Origin of the sequence: Enterococcus sp. DIV1767 (assembly GCF_050542585.1) — a bacterium.
Classification (GTDB): Bacteria; Bacillota; Bacilli; order Lactobacillales; family Enterococcaceae; genus Enterococcus_D; species Enterococcus_D innesii.
Map to the genome: position 1 here is coordinate 1,719,752 of NZ_CP172936.1, position 17,192 is coordinate 1,736,943.

General features: G+C 42.7%; 18 protein-coding genes. 17 read left to right on the forward strand and 1 reads right to left on the reverse strand.

Annotated features, from left to right (window positions below; translation table 11 throughout):
• The 17 genes from aroB (at window position 1) to IGI78_RS08345 (ending at window position 15,438) form a co-directional block, all read left to right on the forward strand.
• On the forward strand, window positions 1-1,056 hold the full coding sequence (gene aroB, locus IGI78_RS08265; protein WP_194194549.1) for a 3-dehydroquinate synthase: 1,056 nt from the start codon (window positions 1-3) through the stop codon (window positions 1,054-1,056).
• 19 nt (window positions 1,057-1,075) lie between these two features.
• Window positions 1,076-2,242: a chorismate synthase gene (gene aroC / locus IGI78_RS08270; RefSeq protein ID WP_194194550.1), complete on the forward strand. Its 1,167-nt coding sequence runs from the start codon at window positions 1,076-1,078 to the stop codon at window positions 2,240-2,242.
• Between the two features lie 44 nt (window positions 2,243-2,286).
• Window positions 2,287-3,372 carry a prephenate dehydrogenase gene (locus tag IGI78_RS08275; protein ID WP_229045506.1) on the forward strand — a complete coding sequence of 362 codons (1,086 nt, stop codon included), beginning with the start codon at window positions 2,287-2,289 and terminating at the stop codon, window positions 3,370-3,372.
• 9 nt (window positions 3,373-3,381) lie between these two features.
• Window positions 3,382-4,671, forward strand: a complete 1,290-nt coding sequence (aroA, locus tag IGI78_RS08280; RefSeq protein ID WP_194194552.1) for a 3-phosphoshikimate 1-carboxyvinyltransferase — start codon at window positions 3,382-3,384, stop codon at window positions 4,669-4,671.
• Window positions 4,668-5,174: a shikimate kinase gene (locus tag IGI78_RS08285; RefSeq protein WP_195265134.1), complete on the forward strand. Its 507-nt coding sequence runs from the start codon at window positions 4,668-4,670 to the stop codon at window positions 5,172-5,174. Before aroA ends, IGI78_RS08285 begins: the two co-directional genes overlap by 4 nt.
• 1 nt (window position 5,175) lies before the next feature.
• The gene (gene pheA / locus IGI78_RS08290; RefSeq protein WP_195265132.1) at window positions 5,176-6,057 is read left to right on the forward strand and encodes a prephenate dehydratase; all 882 of its coding nucleotides are present in this window, start codon (window positions 5,176-5,178) and stop codon (window positions 6,055-6,057) included.
• Complete coding sequence (locus IGI78_RS08295; protein WP_195265130.1) at window positions 6,032-6,502, forward strand: GNAT family N-acetyltransferase; 471 nt, start codon at window positions 6,032-6,034, stop codon at window positions 6,500-6,502. Before pheA ends, IGI78_RS08295 begins: the two co-directional genes overlap by 26 nt.
• A gap of 117 nt (window positions 6,503-6,619) precedes the next feature.
• Complete coding sequence (locus IGI78_RS08300; protein WP_195265128.1) at window positions 6,620-7,894, forward strand: LCP family protein; 1,275 nt, start codon at window positions 6,620-6,622, stop codon at window positions 7,892-7,894.
• A gap of 93 nt (window positions 7,895-7,987) precedes the next feature.
• Window positions 7,988-8,836 carry a DegV family protein gene (locus IGI78_RS08305; RefSeq protein ID WP_077453370.1) on the forward strand — a complete coding sequence of 283 codons (849 nt, stop codon included), beginning with the start codon at window positions 7,988-7,990 and terminating at the stop codon, window positions 8,834-8,836.
• 180 nt (window positions 8,837-9,016) lie between these two features.
• Window positions 9,017-9,556 (forward strand): GNAT family N-acetyltransferase, encoded by a 540-nt coding sequence (locus tag IGI78_RS08310; RefSeq protein ID WP_192940713.1) that lies wholly within the window; start codon window positions 9,017-9,019, stop codon window positions 9,554-9,556.
• The gene (locus IGI78_RS08315) at window positions 9,553-9,813 is read left to right on the forward strand and encodes a TfoX/Sxy family DNA transformation protein (RefSeq protein WP_195265126.1); all 261 of its coding nucleotides are present in this window, start codon (window positions 9,553-9,555) and stop codon (window positions 9,811-9,813) included. The genes IGI78_RS08310 and IGI78_RS08315 overlap by 4 nt, the downstream gene beginning before the upstream one ends.
• A gap of 197 nt (window positions 9,814-10,010) precedes the next feature.
• Window positions 10,011-10,490, forward strand: a complete 480-nt coding sequence (locus tag IGI78_RS08320; RefSeq protein WP_005235941.1) for a DUF6530 family protein — start codon at window positions 10,011-10,013, stop codon at window positions 10,488-10,490.
• Between the two features lie 18 nt (window positions 10,491-10,508).
• A complete protein-coding gene (locus IGI78_RS08325; protein WP_195265124.1) occupies window positions 10,509-12,776 on the forward strand; it encodes an AAA family ATPase in 2,268 nt (755 codons plus the stop codon).
• A 125-nt stretch (window positions 12,777-12,901) separates the two neighbouring features.
• Window positions 12,902-13,537, forward strand: a complete 636-nt coding sequence (locus IGI78_RS08330) for a hypothetical protein (protein WP_195265122.1) — start codon at window positions 12,902-12,904, stop codon at window positions 13,535-13,537.
• A gap of 84 nt (window positions 13,538-13,621) precedes the next feature.
• Complete coding sequence (locus tag IGI78_RS08335) at window positions 13,622-14,290, forward strand: hypothetical protein (protein WP_086292383.1); 669 nt, start codon at window positions 13,622-13,624, stop codon at window positions 14,288-14,290.
• Window positions 14,291-14,305: 15 nt separating this feature from the next.
• Window positions 14,306-15,154, forward strand: a complete 849-nt coding sequence (locus IGI78_RS08340; protein WP_195265120.1) for a sce7725 family protein — start codon at window positions 14,306-14,308, stop codon at window positions 15,152-15,154.
• 131 nt (window positions 15,155-15,285) lie between these two features.
• Complete coding sequence (locus tag IGI78_RS08345; RefSeq protein WP_195265118.1) at window positions 15,286-15,438, forward strand: hypothetical protein; 153 nt, start codon at window positions 15,286-15,288, stop codon at window positions 15,436-15,438.
• A gap of 1,373 nt (window positions 15,439-16,811) precedes the next feature.
• Here IGI78_RS08345 and IGI78_RS08350 read toward each other — a convergent pair.
• The gene (locus tag IGI78_RS08350) at window positions 16,812-17,171 is read right to left on the reverse strand and encodes a hypothetical protein (protein ID WP_430618572.1); all 360 of its coding nucleotides are present in this window, start codon (window positions 17,169-17,171) and stop codon (window positions 16,812-16,814) included.
• Window positions 17,172-17,192: the final 21 nt, after the last annotated feature.

Genomic DNA, 17,192 nt, shown 5'->3' on the forward strand with positions numbered 1-17,192 from the left:
ATGCTACACATCCATTTAGAAGAACATTCCTATGACATCCTCATCAAACGTGGGGCGTTTCAAGAAGTCGGAACCTGGGTCCAGCAATTATGGAACAAACAGCGCATTGCCGTCATTACTGACAGCAATGTCGCCCCCCTGTATGGCGAACACATCATCGAAGCATTATCTGCCGCAGGCTTTGAAGCAACACTGTTAGCCGTGCCGGCTGGCGAAAACAGTAAATCCCTTGAACAAGCTGCTTTTTTATATGACCGTCTTGCTCAATCAGGGATGACTAGAAGCGATGGAATCATCGCTCTTGGTGGCGGTGTAATTGGAGATCTTGCAGGATTTGTTGCTTCTACGTATATGCGAGGCATTGATTTCTTGCAGATTCCGACGACGTTATTGGCACAGGTCGATTCAAGTATCGGCGGAAAAACAGCTGTAAATACTAGTAGTGCCAAGAATCTCGTAGGCACATTCGCCCAACCAGTCGGCGTGATGATCGATCCGGATTTGCTTAAAAGTTTGCCCCTTAAACGTGTGCAAGAAGGCATCGCTGAAATCATTAAGTCAGCCGCTATTGCGGATCCTGAACTTTGGCAAACGTTAGCAGGTTTGAAAGATGAAGTCGATCTTTTGGCCCATGCTGAAAAAGTGATCACAGCTTCTTTAAAAGTAAAGCAAAAAGTAGTGGAAGAAGATCCCTTTGATCATGGCAGTCGCTTAACCTTGAACTTCGGTCATACGATTGGTCATGGATTAGAAAGAACGGCTGCTTTTGAGACTAGCCACGGAGAAGGCGTTGCGATGGGGATGATTATGATCACCCGTCATGCTGAAGCCATTGGACTAACACCAAAAGGGACCACCGCGCAGTTAACGAAAATGATTGAGAAATTTCATTTGCCGACCACGCCAAGAGAAATTGAGAAAGAGCAATTATACCAAGCAATCACTCATGATAAAAAAGCCCGTGGGCAACAATTAAAGATCATTCTTTTAGAAGGGATCGGTCAGGCAAAAATCGTGACGATTCCCACGGAAGAAATCAAAGACTACCTATTATAAGAAAGGAAGGTAACGGATCATGCGTTATATTACAGCAGGCGAATCACATGGACCAGAGTTGACCGCCATTATCGAAGGGTTACCGGCAGGATTGCCATTAACAGCAGAAGACATTAATTTTGAATTAGCGAGACGACAAACCGGCTATGGCCGTGGGGGACGGATGCTGATTGAAAAAGACCAAGTCCGTATCACTTCCGGTATCCGTCATGGAAAAACATTAGGCTCTCCTGTGACTTTAGTGGTCGAGAACAAAGATTGGAAAAATTGGACTAAGGTCATGGCGATCGAAGAAGTACCAGAAAAAGACCGCAAGTTACGACGAGTGGCACGACCAAGACCTGGTCATGCTGACTTAGTCGGCGGGATGAAATACCATCATCAAGATCTACGAAACGTCTTGGAACGTTCATCTGCCCGGGAAACGACCATGAGGGTAGCCATCGGCGCAATCGCGAAGAAAATTTTGAAGGAACTCGGCATCGATGTGGCAGGTCATGTAACGATGTTAGGCGGCATCAAAGCAGAAATTCCTGAAGGGTTGACCGTCAAAGAAATCGCACAGCGCTCGGAAGCCTCGGAAGTAAGGGTCTTAGATCCATCTGTCGAGGAAGAAATCAAACAGTTGATCGATCAAACAAAGAAAAATGGTGATACGATCGGCGGCGTAGTGGAAGTGCTTGTTGGCGGGGTTCCTGCTGGTCTTGGTAGTTACGTGCAATGGGACAAAAAACTTGATGCGAAGATCGCCCAAGCCGTGGTCAGTATCAATGCCTTTAAAGGGGCTGAGTTCGGTGTTGGTTTTGAGGCCGGTGTTTTACCAGGTTCAAAAGTCATGGATGAGATTTTATGGGACGAACAACGAGGCTACACCCGTCGCAGCAACAACCTAGGTGGGTTTGAAGGCGGCATGACGAACGGGGAACCAATTGTGGTTCGCGGGGTTATGAAGCCGATCCCGACCTTGTACAAGCCGTTGCAAAGTGTGGATATTGACAGCAAAGAACCGTATAAAGCTAGTGTGGAACGCTCGGATAGCACTGCCGTTCCGGCAGCCAGTGTTGTTTGTGAGAGTGTGGTGGCAACAGTGGTGGCCAATGAACTATTAGAAAAGTTTCCAAGTGATTCTTTCGAAGAATTGACCGCATCTGTTAAGGCGTATCGGGAATACTTGTTAACCTACTGATTAAAGAAACAGCAAAAATTCCAGTAGAAATGAGGATTCTTTTCATGAACCAAAATATCTTCGTCGCCGGTTTAGGATTGATCGGCGCTTCCTTAGCAAAATGTATTAAAAAGTCACATCCCCAAACCCATCTAATGGGGTGGGATCACTGTCGTAAAACCAATGAGATCGCATTAGCAACAAGTTTAGTAGACGAAGTACCTCCTTCATTTTCTGAGGGTGCTGTTCGTGCCGACGTGATCTTGTTGGCATTGCCGGTAGAGATCACCAAAACGTATCTTGCTCAACTTGGGACCCTTTCACTAAAGCCTTCAGTCCTGGTGACAGATACAGGCAGTACCAAAGCAGAAATTACGCAATTTGCCGAGTCCTTTTCCTTTGATTTTATTGGGGGCCATCCGATGGCTGGTTCTCATAAATCCGGGATCACAGCAGCCGATGAGAATCTCTTTGAGAATGCTTACTACATCTTTACGCCGACGAAAAGTCAGCGGGTGGAAGAATTACAGGTGCTTTTTCGAGGGACGAGGGCCAAGTATGTGGCACTTGCTCCGCAAGAACATGATCAAATCACGGGGATGTTGAGCCATTTGCCCCATATTATTGCTTCAGGATTAGTCAATCAGGCAGATGCCTTCAACCATGAACACCCTAGAGCACAGCAACTCGCAGCAGGCGGTTTTCGCGATATCACTCGCATTGCTTCTTCAGACCCTCGTATGTGGACCGATATCTTATTGAGTAATCGACAGGAACTGCTGCAGCTGATCGATGAGTGGCAAAAACAAATGATGACCATGGCTCACTGGTTGCAGGAAAAAGACGAAACGGCGATCTTTCGGTTCTTTGAATCCGCGAAGGAAACACGGGACCAATTGCCGATTCATCAAAATGGAGCGATCCCGGCATTCTACGATCTATTCATCGATGTACCGGATCATCCCGGTGTTGTCGCTGAAGTGACGGGGCTATTGAGCGATCATCAGCTCTCTTTGATCAACTTAAAAATTCTTGAAACTCGAGAAGATATCATTGGTGTTTTACAGATTTCATTCAAAACGCAAAATGATTTGCTGCAAGCAGAGCAGCTGATTCAAAAAAAGACGACCTATTCATGTCGAAAAAAATAGGAGGCCGCGATGAAACTAAAAAAAGCAACACATTTAAGAGGGACGATAGCTGTTCCCGCCGATAAATCGATCTCGCATCGCAGTATCATGTTCGGGGCATTAGCCGAAGGAACAACGACTGTCCGTAATTTCTTGCGGGGAGAAGACTGCTATAGCACTCTTCATGCATTTCAATCATTAGGAGTTCCAATCCATGATGACGGTCAGACGATCACGATTGAAGGACAGGGCTTTAATGGCCTTAAGCCTGCCCAAGACCCAATTGATATCGGCAATTCTGGTACAACAATTCGCTTAATGATGGGGATTTTGGCCGGACAGCCATTTACAACCACCTTATTCGGTGATGACTCATTGAATAGACGACCAATGAATCGCGTGATGCTGCCATTAAGAGAAATGGGGGCAAACGTTACAGGTCATGAGCAGACGGAGTTCCCACCGATCACTATTAATGGTACGGCTTCATTACATCCCATCAATTATCAGATGCCCGTAGCAAGTGCCCAAGTAAAATCGGCGTTGATTTTTGCGGCATTGCAAGCACAAGGTACCTCGACGATCATTGAAAAAGAGGCGAGCCGTAACCATACTGAAGAAATGATCCGTCAATTCGGTGGTGTGATCACCACCCAAGGCAAAACGATTACCGTAACCGGCCCACAAACACTGCACGGCCAAGAAGTAGTCGTTCCGGGAGATATTTCTTCCGCTGCCTTCTTCCTAACTGCAGGTGCGGTTATGCCCGATAGTGAGATCGTTTTAGAAAATGTCGGAATCAATCCGACACGTACAGGGATCCTTGATGTGTTAGAAGAAATGGGGGCATCGATTGCTTTTTCTAATCGAGATGATCAAAATCAGTCGGCTGACCTCACTGTTCAAAGTTCTACCTTGCAGGCAGTAACCATCGCCGGCGATATTATTCCGCGTCTGATTGATGAATTACCGATCATTGCCTTATTGGCTACACAAGCTCATGGTAAAACGGTCATCAAAGATGCAGAGGAGTTAAAAGTAAAAGAAACCAATAGAATTGATGCAACTGCCGAAGAGCTGAGAAAACTAGGGGCGGATATCACTCCTACCGAGGACGGATTGATCATCAACGGACCTACTCCTTTGCATGGCGGAAAGGTCTCAAGTCGGGGAGATCATCGCATTGGTATGATGTTACAGATTGCCGCCTTATTGACAGATGAAGAGGTAGAATTAGAAAAAGCCGAAGCCGTAGCAGTTTCTTATCCTGATTTTTTTGAGGATGTCGCGCGTTTGGCCAAAGGAGGAGACAGCGAGTGAAAAAAGTGATATTAATTGGCTTTATGGGTGCCGGAAAGACCACGATTGGTCGTCTTTTGGCTGAAGAAACGAAACAGTCCCATGTGGATTTTGATGACTTGATCGTTGCTGAGATCGGCATGACCATTCAAGAATTTTTTGACCAACATGGAGAAGCAGCATTCCGCAAAATCGAAACGGATATTTTAGCAAAAACCCTGGCAAAGGAACAAATTATTTCCACAGGTGGGGGCATTGTATTAAAAGAAGAAAATCGTCAACTTTTAAAAGAGATGCCCTTAGTCGTGTATTTAAAAACAGATCCCGAGGAACTGATCCACCGTTTAAAGGCGGATACTGGTAGCATTCGTCCCTTGGTTGTCTCGAAAACACCCGAAGAAATATTGGCTGTTTACCGACCTCGGATCCCTCTTTATGAAGAAACTGCTTCATTGATCGTTGAAACGACAAACAAAGTACCACAAGAAATCGTTCAGGAAATTTTAACTAAAGCGGGTGCCTAAAATGAAGATTGGTTATTTAGGACCTGAAAGTTCTTTTACGTATTTAGCTGCGCAAGAAGCGTATCCAGAAAATACATTTATGCCCTATGGATCGATTCCTCTTTGTATTCAAGCGCTAGCTAACGGCGTAATCGATCGAGCGGTCGTTCCCAATGAGAATGCATTAGAAGGGTCTGTTCATGCCACGATTGATACGCTGTTTCGTCAAAATCAGTTGAGCATTGAACAGGAAATTATTTTACCGATCAATCATCAATTGTTAGTTTCTCAGCAAACAGCAAAAGACAACCGTCCCATCACTAAGATAATTTCTCATCCGCAAGCATTGGCGCAATGTGCCGACTTTATCGAAGCCCGATTTGCTGGCGCTACTGTTGAGGCGGTTGCTTCCACAACGACTGCAGCAGCCTACGTAGCAAAACATCCAGAAGAAGCAGTTGCGGCGATTGCTTCCAAAGAAGCAGCTTTCGCTTATCAAGTAACGATCAAAGAAACCAATATCCAAGATGTTGCCTTTAATCAAACCCGCTTTTGGGTTTTGACAAAGAAAACAGCCAACACCGAAGTACCAGAACAAACAGCCGAAAAAGCAACCATTTTTGTGACATTGCCAGCAAATCGTCCGGGGATCTTGCACAAAATCTTAGCAACCTTTGGCTGGCGGGAAATTGATTTAAGCAAAATTGAATCGCGACCGTCAAAAACCACCTTAGGGGAATACTTTTTCGTGATCGATCTAGTGATGGACAAACCGTGGCAACTGATTGTAAATGCCTTTGAAGAGATTCAGTTGTTGGGTGGACACGTCCATCTTCTCGGCGTGTACTCGGTAAATGTTGTTGAGGAAGTGACAAAAAATGACTCAAGTCAAAATAAAAATTAGCCAAGATGAAACACTTTTAGCAACGTTTCATAAAGAGATCCAAACGCAGCACCATCAATGGTACCCAACGATTTTTAAGCCCTTTGATCAGTCAAGATTTGAACAAGCAATCACACAGCAGCTGCAAGAGCCAAGCCACCACTTTTTTATCGCTTGGTTGGCGGAACAGCCTTGTGGCTTTGTGCATCTTCAAGAGGTCCGTTTGCCACAAAATGCGATGATGCATGAACGAAAGTGGCTGGAAATTGCAGCGATCGCTGTTGACCCTCGGTACCAAGGGATGCATATTGGAAAACAATTGTTGGCATTTGCTGAAAACGTTGCGCTGGAAAAAGGCTTCGCTGATCTTTCACTAAACTTTTGGTCGGCAAATCCAGTGAAATCATTTTATGAGCAAGCAGGATTTGTGAGCACACGACAAGGAGCATCAAAGCATCTAAGGTAAAAAAATGAAGAAATTTCCTAGAAAAAGGTTAAAATTTCAGAAAATAGCTTTCTTTCTATAAGGTCTAGGGTATCCTTATAGACAGAGAGCTATTTTTTAGTTGGAGGATCAGAAGCAATGAGCAGGATGGAAAAAAATAAAAAACTGCATGAGCGGCTAGAAAAGGAATCCAGTCAGGCAGCCAAAGAAAGTATCTTTGCCCGCAGAGAAGCCAAAAAAAGAAACCAGCGCGTCAGACCGAGCGATTCTACTCCGTCTGCTGATGAGGAAGTAGGAGATATTTCTTATCAAAACACCCAGCAGTCTAGGGCAAGCGACCCTCGTGTGGCCCAAAGTTTCCGAGAACAGACACAAGTAGGATCAATAAAAACTGAGGGACGAAAAAGTGCAATTCCCCCGCTATCTGCTCAGGGGCCTGCGATACATCAAAGTCAGGAACAAAGCAAACAAAAAGCGCAAAAGCTTAAGAAGAGCAAACCACCCAAACAAAAGAAAAAGCGGAAGCACCCAGTTCTGCGTATTGTGATCCGGGTACTATTGGTGCTTTTTGCCTATTCATTGATTGCATTTCTTGTCGGTCAGCAAGTCGCAAGAAGTGACGCTGCTTTTGCTACAACTGATGAGGAGACTTTTAATGGTACGGCCGCTGCAAATGGTGCTCGTAATATATTGCTCATTGGTAGTGATAGTCGTGAAGGAGAAGCTGGACGAGCAGACACCATTATGGTTTTGCAATTAGATGGTCCTAGCAAAAAACCGAAGCTCATTTCCTTTATGCGTGATACCTTGGTGACCATTCCTGGTTATGGCGAAAACAAGATCAATGCGGCGTACGCCTTTGGTGGTGCTGATTTAGTCAGACAAACGTTAGCAGAGAACTTCGGTCTAGAAACCAATTATTATGCAAAAGTTGACTTTCGTTCCTTTGAAAAAGTGATCGATACACTGTTTCCCTCAGGCGTTGCTATCAACGCGGAAAAAGATATGAGTAAAAATCTTGAAGTTGCCATCAAACAAGGGCAACAACAAATGAATGGGCTTGAGCTGTTGCAATACGCACGTTTTCGGATGGACGAAGAAGGTGACTTCGGTCGCGTAAGACGACAGCAGCAAGTAATGGATGCGATCTTTAGCGAAATGAAAAATCCTTTAGCTGTTTTAAAATTGCCTTATGCAGCAGGAAAAGTTTTAGGCTATGCTTCCACCAACCTGCCAATGTCTTTCCTATTAAAAAATACCTTATCGATTGCTCGTGGGGCAGGGGGGATCGACAGCTTGACTGTCCCAGTCGCTGACTCTTGGCAATACGGTTCAAGTGCGAGTGCCGGAAGTGTGTTAGTCGTTAATCTTGAAACCAATCAACAAGCAATCAGGAATTTTCTTAATGAATAAGCAGAATGAAAAGTTCTGAAAACCATTTGAAAGTAAGTAAATTTATGCTATATTATTAATGACGTTTGAAATTTGTTGAAACGAGGAAAAAGAATGAAATTAGCCGTTGTTACTGACAGTACAGCTTATCTGCCGGAACGGATCAAAAACCATGAAGATTTGTTTATCATACCGATCCCTGTTATTTTAGATGGAAAAGTCTACAATGAGGGCATCGACATTGAAGCTGATGAGTATTACGCTTTGCTGAAAAACAGCAAAGAATTCCCAACCACTTCTCAACCGGTACTAGGTGAAGTGTTAGCCTTATATGAGTCATTGAAAGATCGCGGTTACGACACGATCATTAGTATCCACTTATCAAGCGGTATTTCTGGATTTATCGGAACGCTTTATGGAATCACCGATGAAATCGAAGGCGTTCAAATCATTCCTTACGATTCGAAAATCACAAGTATGCCGATGGGCCACATGGTAGAAACCGCTCTTGATCTGTCAAGTCAAGGCAAAACCGTAGAAGAGATCATTTCCCATCTGGACACTATCAGAGATAATACCTATGCCTATCTGATCGTGGACGACTTGAATAACTTGGTTCGTGGCGGTCGCTTAACCAATGGAGCAGCCTTAATTGGCGGATTATTAAAAATCAAACCGATTTTGACTTTTGATCAAGGAAAAATTGTGCTTTACGAGCGCATTCGTTCCAGTAAAAAAGCATTCAATCGCGCGGAAGATATCATTGGTCAACGGGAGCAAGAAATCGCATTGCCTGTTAAATTTTATGTAATCCATGCCAATAATTTAGAAGTAGCCAAAGAAGAAAAAGCAAAGCTACAAGCGAAATACCCAAATGCCGAAATTGAGATTGGCCACTTCGGACCAGTTATCGGCTCGCATTTAGGAGAAAAAGCCATTGGCATCGCTATTTCAGCGCAATAATTTTTATTTATCTGTGTTTACGAAAGCAATTATCTTTATGGAGACAGTAAAGGAAAGAACCAGTTAGACGTTTGTCTAGCTGGTTTTTTTCAACAATCTTTTTTTGAATTTTGCTTGTAAAAAAACACACAAGCTCGTACAATAGGATCAAAATGAAGCACTGGCAAAGGAGGCGTTGAAATGAAGTGTTCCTTAAGAAGGTGGCAGATGAGTGATGCAAATGATCTGGCTCGAGCTCTAAATAACCAGACAATTCATGGTAATTTACGAGATGGACTCCCCTTTCCTTACACTGTTGCAGATGCACAAGCCTATATTCAATCTGTCGCAAAGGCAGAATTCGCCTTTGCGATCACTGTGGATGATCGAGCTGTGGGGAGTATTAGCGCCCTTCGCAAAGAAAACATCCATTTTAGAACAGCTGAGATAGGCTATTACATCGCAGAAGAATATTGGGGAAAAGGCTTGATGACCAAAGCTGTTCAGCAACTATGTGACTATATATTTACTACGTCAAATATTGTTCGTATTTTTGCTGAGCCTTTTGCTAAGAATCATTCCTCTTGTCGCGTGTTGGAAAAAGCAGGCTTTGAGTTGGAAGGAATTTTACGAAAAAATGCGCAAAAAAATCACCAGCTGTTAGATATGAAGCTCTATTCGTTGATTCGTCAAGAGGAAGATGCGCAGGATGACAATAATCAAAAAGGAGATACCCTATGAATGAACTGCAAAAGTTACCAAATGTTGGACAGGTTTTAGCGGATCATTTCGTTAGGATCGGTATCAATACCCCGGAGCAATTACGCGCCAAAAAAGCCGAAGCGGTTTTTCTAACGATCCGCCAACAATGCGATGCAGGTGCTTGCCTGCACATGCTCTATGGCATTGAGGGGGCGATCCAAGGCATTCCCAAAGCCCAGCTCACAAGTCAGAGAAAGCAAGAATTGCGCCTTTTTTTCAATCAATTGAGTGAATAAATCAAGGCGACATAGCAAAGCACTTTTTTAAGAGGCTTCTTTTTTAGAAGCTCCTTATCAAGGTGCTTTTTCTATAGACTTCTGTTTATGTTGTCTATGTATAGTAGAAAAGACCTTTTGCTTGTTCCAGAACCGCTTCCTTATTATACTTACTCTATCTAGTAAATTACTAATTTACTAAACAAGGAGTGAAAATAATGAAAATACCAGAAAACTTGAAGCATAAACCTGTCATTAAAGTAGAAGACTATGATACTGTTGACGGAAAAAATGCGTTACATACAGATGCAAAAGGCCTTTCCCTCGGATTGGCGCAATGGAATGATCGCGGGAAAGTCGATATCTCCGGCAAAGTCTGGCGCCATACTGGTGAAAAGTGGTCTCGACAATCCGAAGAATTGCCGCTTACGAGAATTTTGGATCTAGCGATCTTAGTGGCTCAATCCAGTTTGTATTTTCAAGAGGCCTATCGCCATGAAAAGTTTTACGATCCTGAAAATCCTTTGATTGAAATCATTGGCCTGCAAGGAAATCGCATGACCGTCGAAGTAGACACCGAAAATCCTAAAATCGATGAAGACATTCTGCTTTTCTATGATTCCTTGCAAAAAGATGGTGAGCTATACGGCGAACGCTTCAAAATCCTGAAACGGCTTTTAGATGAGCTAGGTTATTAAGAAAAGGAGCAGATTGCCATGACACAACATCAACCATCTTTTGTCGTAACGAAAGGACGCGCTTTTAGTAAATTAGAACAAACAATGATTTGGAAAAAACCACAAAGTCATCAGACCAGTGATGAAGAACTACGAATTGCATCAGAGATTGCGTTGAATTGGACGGATCCAGAAATGAAAATTTTCAATGTGTTGCTGGAAGGCGATGCTGGGTCTGGTAAAACTCAGTTGGCAAAGGCACTTTCTGCCGACCTGCAACTGCCCTACACCAAAATCACCTGCTTTGCGGATATGGATAAGTCAGATGTGTTTGGTGCTTTATTACCAGTGATCAACACCGACCAAGAAGAAGATAAGGACTTGCTGGATGCGATTTATCAAAGTGATTGTTTTGAAGATGTCTTGGCGTTGATCCAGCGGCATTTTTCCCTGACTCGTGAGCGGGCACGGGCGAAATTTGCGGAACTGATTGAGCGGATCGAAACCAGCGATCAGCAACCAACGATTCAATACAAGTTTTATCCCTCGGAAATCGTACGGGCGCTGGAAAAAGGTTATTTGCTTGAGATTCAAGAGCCAACGGTCATTCGTGATGCTTCGGTACTAGTGGCCTTAAACTCTGCTCTTGAACAAAATGGAATGCTGAATATTCCCACTGGCTTTGTTCGCCGGCACCCTGACTGTGTCGTAGTCATCACCACGAATCGAAATTACCAAGGCAACCGTCCTTTGAACGAATCCTTGCGAGACCGGATGCAGCATGCTGAAAAAATGGATTTACCTGAGCTGGCAGTCATGGTGCAGCGAGGCATTGCCAAAACCAATTATCCGGACAAAACGACTGCGGAGAAAATGGCTGAGATCATACGCTTGCTAGACGTGACCGCCAAAGCCAATGCCATCAAAGGGGTGGCGGGCATGCGCTCCTATTTTTATTGGCTAAATGCAGTCAAGCAAGGACAAGATCCCTTTACAGCAATTGATAGCAAAGTGCTCTACAAAATCACCACCGATCCAAATGAGCTTGCTCTTTTACAACAGGCGCTAGAAGCTTCAGGGTTATTGGCGCAATTGCGGCTTTTGTTTTCTGGACAACCGTTAAATGCCTTTAAAGAACAAATCAAAGGACGCCGAATCAGCAGCGAAGAGGCGGACCAGCGCAATGTAGTGGAAGAAGGCACGACCGTCCTAAAAAATGAACAAGTCCTTGAGACCCCCAATCAAGAAACTGAGGCGGAAACGATGGAAACCAGTGATTCTGACAAACAAGAAGCGAAAGACGCAGCAACTGAGGCGACGTTTTCAGAAGAACTAGAACGCAATAGTCACGATGGCCAAGCAAAAGCTGGGAGTGAGACACAAGAGACCGCTCCTACTGCTCATTCTTTGTCGATCGAAGCGTATGAAACCCAGGAAAAAGAAAAGAAAACCACGGCATCAAAGGCGGCTCGACAAGCATTAAAAGAATCGATCCATGCCAAAGAAGGGCTGATCGTTCATCGACCACCCGTCGATTTAGAAAAAGCGGCTGAAGCCCAGCAGCGTTTGCAGCCGTTGTTGCCGATCGTAGAGTCATTGATCAAGCAAACCCAAGAAGTTTTGGAAAACGAACAAGCTTCGGCATACAGTAAAGGTAAGTACAGTGGCACACGCTTTGATGCCAGTAAGGTCGCGTATCAAGATTTTCGGACCTTTGACAAGAAGAATCCACCTCACGAACAGCCTTCCTTAGCTCTCGCTTTGCGCATTGATGAATCAGGTTCGATGATTAGAGATGATCGGATACAGTATGCGCAACAGGCGGTCTTAGCGGTGAATGCGTTCGCGGAGCGTTTATCTTTGCCATTGATGATTTATGGCGATACAGCAGATGTGACCGCTCGTGAAAAGACCTCGCTTTTTGCTTACAAAGAATTTAACGAAGGTTTTGAATTTGTGCCAGAGAAACTCATGACAATGAAGCCTCGGCAAAATAACCGTGATGGGGCAGTCTTGCGCGTACTAGCTGAAAAGCTCGCTCATCAGCCGGCAACTACTAAATTACTCTTGAATATCAGTGATGGCCAGCCAAAGGCTCTTCCTGATTATACAGGGGTAAAAGCCAAAGAAGATATTCAGCAGGTGATCGCTGACTACGAACGACAAGGGGTGCTGTTTCTGGCAGCTGCCATTGGCCAAGACAAAGAAGTGATCAAAGCGATTTATGGGGAAGAACGCTTCATTGATCTTTCCAATCTAACAGAATTTCCGCAGCGTTTGTTGCAGCTACTGACTAGGTATTTGTAATAGACAAAAAAGAGTGTAGGCCGAGTGCTGCATTCTTTTTTGTCTATAATTATATTATGTAAACAAGATGGTGTTTGTCTAAATTCGGAAAATTCTGTAAAATAGATGCCAAAAGGAGGAGTACTATGGACAAATGGCGTTATTTCTATCCTTACCAGTTTGGCTGGCACGCAGCTCTTCGCAGGCGCAGTTTACTAATGAGTGGTTTATTGGCTGTTTTCTTGCTGATTCTTACCATCTTTGCAGAAAATTGGCTGTTGTTTTTTCATGACTGGTTGCAGTATGAATCAAATAACAGCGAAATCCAGACGGATCTCACCTATGCCAGTTGGATTTTCTTCTTGCAATTGTTGCGCGTTGCGTTAGGAATGTTAACATTGGGATTGATCAGTGCTTTTTTGTGGCAGTGTAACCACATGTATCATTATCACTTAATCGGTGAGGAAGAGCAATCCCTGCATATACGTTTATTATTAGGACAAACACCTTTACTGGTCACGTTGGAAGAACTTGTCTTTATCACCATACAAAGCACCGTCATTTATGTAATAGGATTTGTCAGTGGTTTGTGGCTTTGTAAAAAAGCACTGCATGATTTTTTCGGGTTCTTTCATCTTCCCGCAGGCTTTACATTTGATCTTCCTTTTAAGCGTCTATTCCTAGTTCAACTTAGTGTGCTCTTGTTGCTTGTCGTGTTACGTTTCCGCGGTACAAAGAGGACGGTTGAAGAGATTCTCGTTAACGGATGCCCTAATGGGTGAGGGAATAGGCTGCCTTTATTTCCCTCTTTCAAAATGCGAACGTATGTTTTATAATAAGTGAAACAAGACAAAGGTCGTGAAATTGTGAAGACATCCTTAACTTTAGAAATGGAAGAGGCACTTTATTATTATTGTCGTGAAAACAGTGATATTGTGGTAGAAGAGGTAGTCATGCCCGACGATCATGGCATCGTGGATACCTTAAGTTGTCGCTTGACGGCAGAAAACACCTTTGAATGGCGTTGCTATGAACTAAAAGTCAGTTTGGCAGATTTTCGCTCAAAAGCAAAACTATCCTTTATTGGGAATTATAATTATTTTGTCTTACCCAAGGCATTGTACGAAAAAGTCAAAGATCAGATTGCTCCTACAATTGGTGTCTTGGTCTATCATGCGTTTCTTGAAAAAGAAACGGGCAGCAAAGGGTATTTCAGTGTCGAAAAGAAACCCCAACGGCAAGAGCTGCAGGTTCCAGAAAATGCCTTATTGTTTCGGCTGATTTCGGCACAAGCAAGAGAAGTCGGCAAAGCAAAACAGACTGCTCGAGGATTGCGGGTATTTTCAACAGAACGTTTGTACCAAGAACTGAAGAAACGTCAGCCTGAGTATGACTTGTTCGGTGGTGGGGTCAATTACTATGATCGATTTATTGAAGATACTCAGCTACAAGCGATCGAAGCGTTGAAGGAAGAATTGGACGCTACCAGAGCAGCCTATGAAGCGCTGGAAAAACGTTTTTTATCAGGCGAGTAAGAAGGAGAGAAGCAGATGTACTTCCCATATATTCGTGGCAAACAATTTGATTTGTTGGCATTAAAAGCTTTATTGGAACAAGATCGCTTATCAGAAGCGATCCAGCCGATCATTGAACCAGTCAAGCAATCAAAAACGTTCTGGACAACCATCGAATTATTTCAAAAGAAACAACATCCTTTTTATTTGATTCGCAATCCCCAGGCAGGGGCTTTTCTGACGGCAGAAGGGTTATCAGAGTTACAAAATGTTGCTGGGCCTAAAGCAATGATCGTAGATCGTCCCATTGAAACAGTGGAAGAAAAGCCTGACCTTTGGATTGTTCATCAATCGGATCAAGCACTCGCTAGTGATTGGCGGGAAAATACGCTGCCGGTGTTGGTAGGCAAAGAGTTTCGTTTGTTAAATAAAATCAACGGTCCCAAGCTACTGATGGAAGATCCGTTTACCCGTTTACCCAAAAATAGTTTCTATACAGAATGTTTGGACGAAGGATTTTCAAATGCCCATCACAGTTATCAAAAATTGGGCTATGCGGGTTTTAGTGATTTTTCTGTCGATAGCAAAATTTATTATGAGCACAGTTATCCTTCAAAGCGGTTGGTTTTGCATTGGATTTATCCAACAACTGAGCAAGCATTGCGTATCACTCACTTATTTTCTGAGGAAGAATTACCAAACCAGAAAGAAAAGTTTTTCCAAGTCATGGAGGCATTATTGCAGCACGAAGAGCAACATCCTACCCAAACCGCTGGACTGCAACTGTTAGTTGCTGCTTATCAGCAAGGCTCATTTCCAGGCATGGGGGTTATCCGAAAAGCCGCTGTTATGAATCACTTGGAGCTCGTCAGTCGTCTTATTTAGTCGCTATACGCAGACGACTGTAGGTCTTCAATCAATAAGATCCTGCCACTTTAGTTAATCGTACAAATTGCCTTGATTGCACCATATGATTTCAGGATAGCGATAAAATCAGGGAAAAGGAGTTGGCACTTATGGAAACAAAAGATAGAGAATATTATCGAAACGAAGTAAAAAAATCTGAAAAAAACAAGAAAAACCTGCTTATTCAACGTTTAAATCAACTAGCGTTTGTTTTGATCGTTTCGATCATTGTTCTTTTGGCGATCCTGTATTACATAGTTTGAAACTTTTCGTAGCTGTCATTACATTATCGGCGGCAATAGGAAGAAATTGTACTTAAATGACTGTGATCCCTTGATTAGGACTCGCTATGGGAATCTGATTCGTTTAGGTGAAAACTAAAAGCAACGAAACGTTTCTTGTTTATCGTTGCTGGTTTGCCTGTGATCAAGATTCCCATTAGGCTATTTAGTTAGAACAAATTTGCTGGGCTATGTACGAATCATTACGAGTCATTACTGATAAGATCGTGAACAACGATTCATTGAGTGATTCATTGAGATTGGCCAGCAGCTGCAAACAAAGTTTGAATTCGAAGATTCAAGGATCAACAAGATTAAATATAAACGTTGCATTTCGTTTCCCTCGTAGAAGAAACAAAAATCAAAAAACTATCGCTCAAATGAGCATTTATTTTTATTATGCTGCCAATTCGCTGAATTTGAAGGAAATAATCATGAATAAGAGGGAGGAGAGTCGTAAAATTACCAGTTAAATACGGTGTTCGAAAAATTTTATATTCTAGTTTACATAATATATATTATACAAAGATGTATTCGAAAAAGAGTTCGTACCATTCTAGACAGTTCATATCACTTCTGTATCATTTTACCTCCCTCCAAATGGCTTTTATCCGTAAATTGTCACTAATTTACCTAAAATTCAACTAAAACTAAGATTTCTTGTTTTACAAGTTTCTTCAGATTCTTTTTTATGATTTGCTGATCAACAGATTGTTCATTGTAAACTGTCTTGTAGCAAGTTACTTGCGGATTCGTCTTTTTTATCTCAGCAAATACAGATTCAAGCTATCAGCCTTGATTCACGAACCAATCGGTTTGAGTGTATGCTATAATCATTTTGAAAATCTTTGAGCTTTTTTCTATAACTTTATTCATATATAGCCAATCCGTTTCAAAGTTCTTATACAGGTGCTTAGACGTTGCAACTGCTAACAAATATCCGTTACATGATTCTATAAACAAACTTAAAATCGCGCAGATAACTTAGGGCATTTCGTTATTTCATATAATTGTAATGTTCATAGGTCATCATAAAAGCCCATATTTTGCTAAAGAACCTGAATAAAACACCGTTGATCATTCTTTGGAAAACTAGAATCATTTGCCAATAAGATCAAACCTGCTGCTGTCCACTAGCTTTTCGACGGCTAGTGGATGGATTTTGCTTTAAAGTGCCGCTAGTTAGGATAAAATACATAAGGTTCGGATTGATCCAAAAGCAATTATTCTAACGATTCAACGCCCCTTCTCCTTTCTAAACCTCTTTATCAGCTGATACAAATTCAAAATTAAAAACAGAAAACCAATTGTTGCTGCCCATTAGCTGCAACAAGTACGGAACAGAATGTATCCTATTACGTATTGAATTTGCTTTGTGTTTGATTGACCACTTGGTAGCCAATACAATGGACGTAGCTGTGGATTTCTTTGATAAATAAACCTAGCATACATATCAATAAGGGGAACGAATAATTAAGCAGTAAATCGCTGCTGATATTTTGGTTCCGAGGATCCTTCATTATTTTGTCATTTAATCCCCAACTTATGCCGACGATCACAAACATAAGCGCCAGAATAGTCAATCGCTTGCGATCAAAAAGCCACTGTTCTTTATCCTGTCTACTTGCAAGGTATATTGTAAGTATGACCACCACTAATCCAGACATCATATTCCCTTCTCCCCAGCTGCTTTTCTTAAAAGTTGATTGTTGCATTCGAGTGAATTATAGCAGATA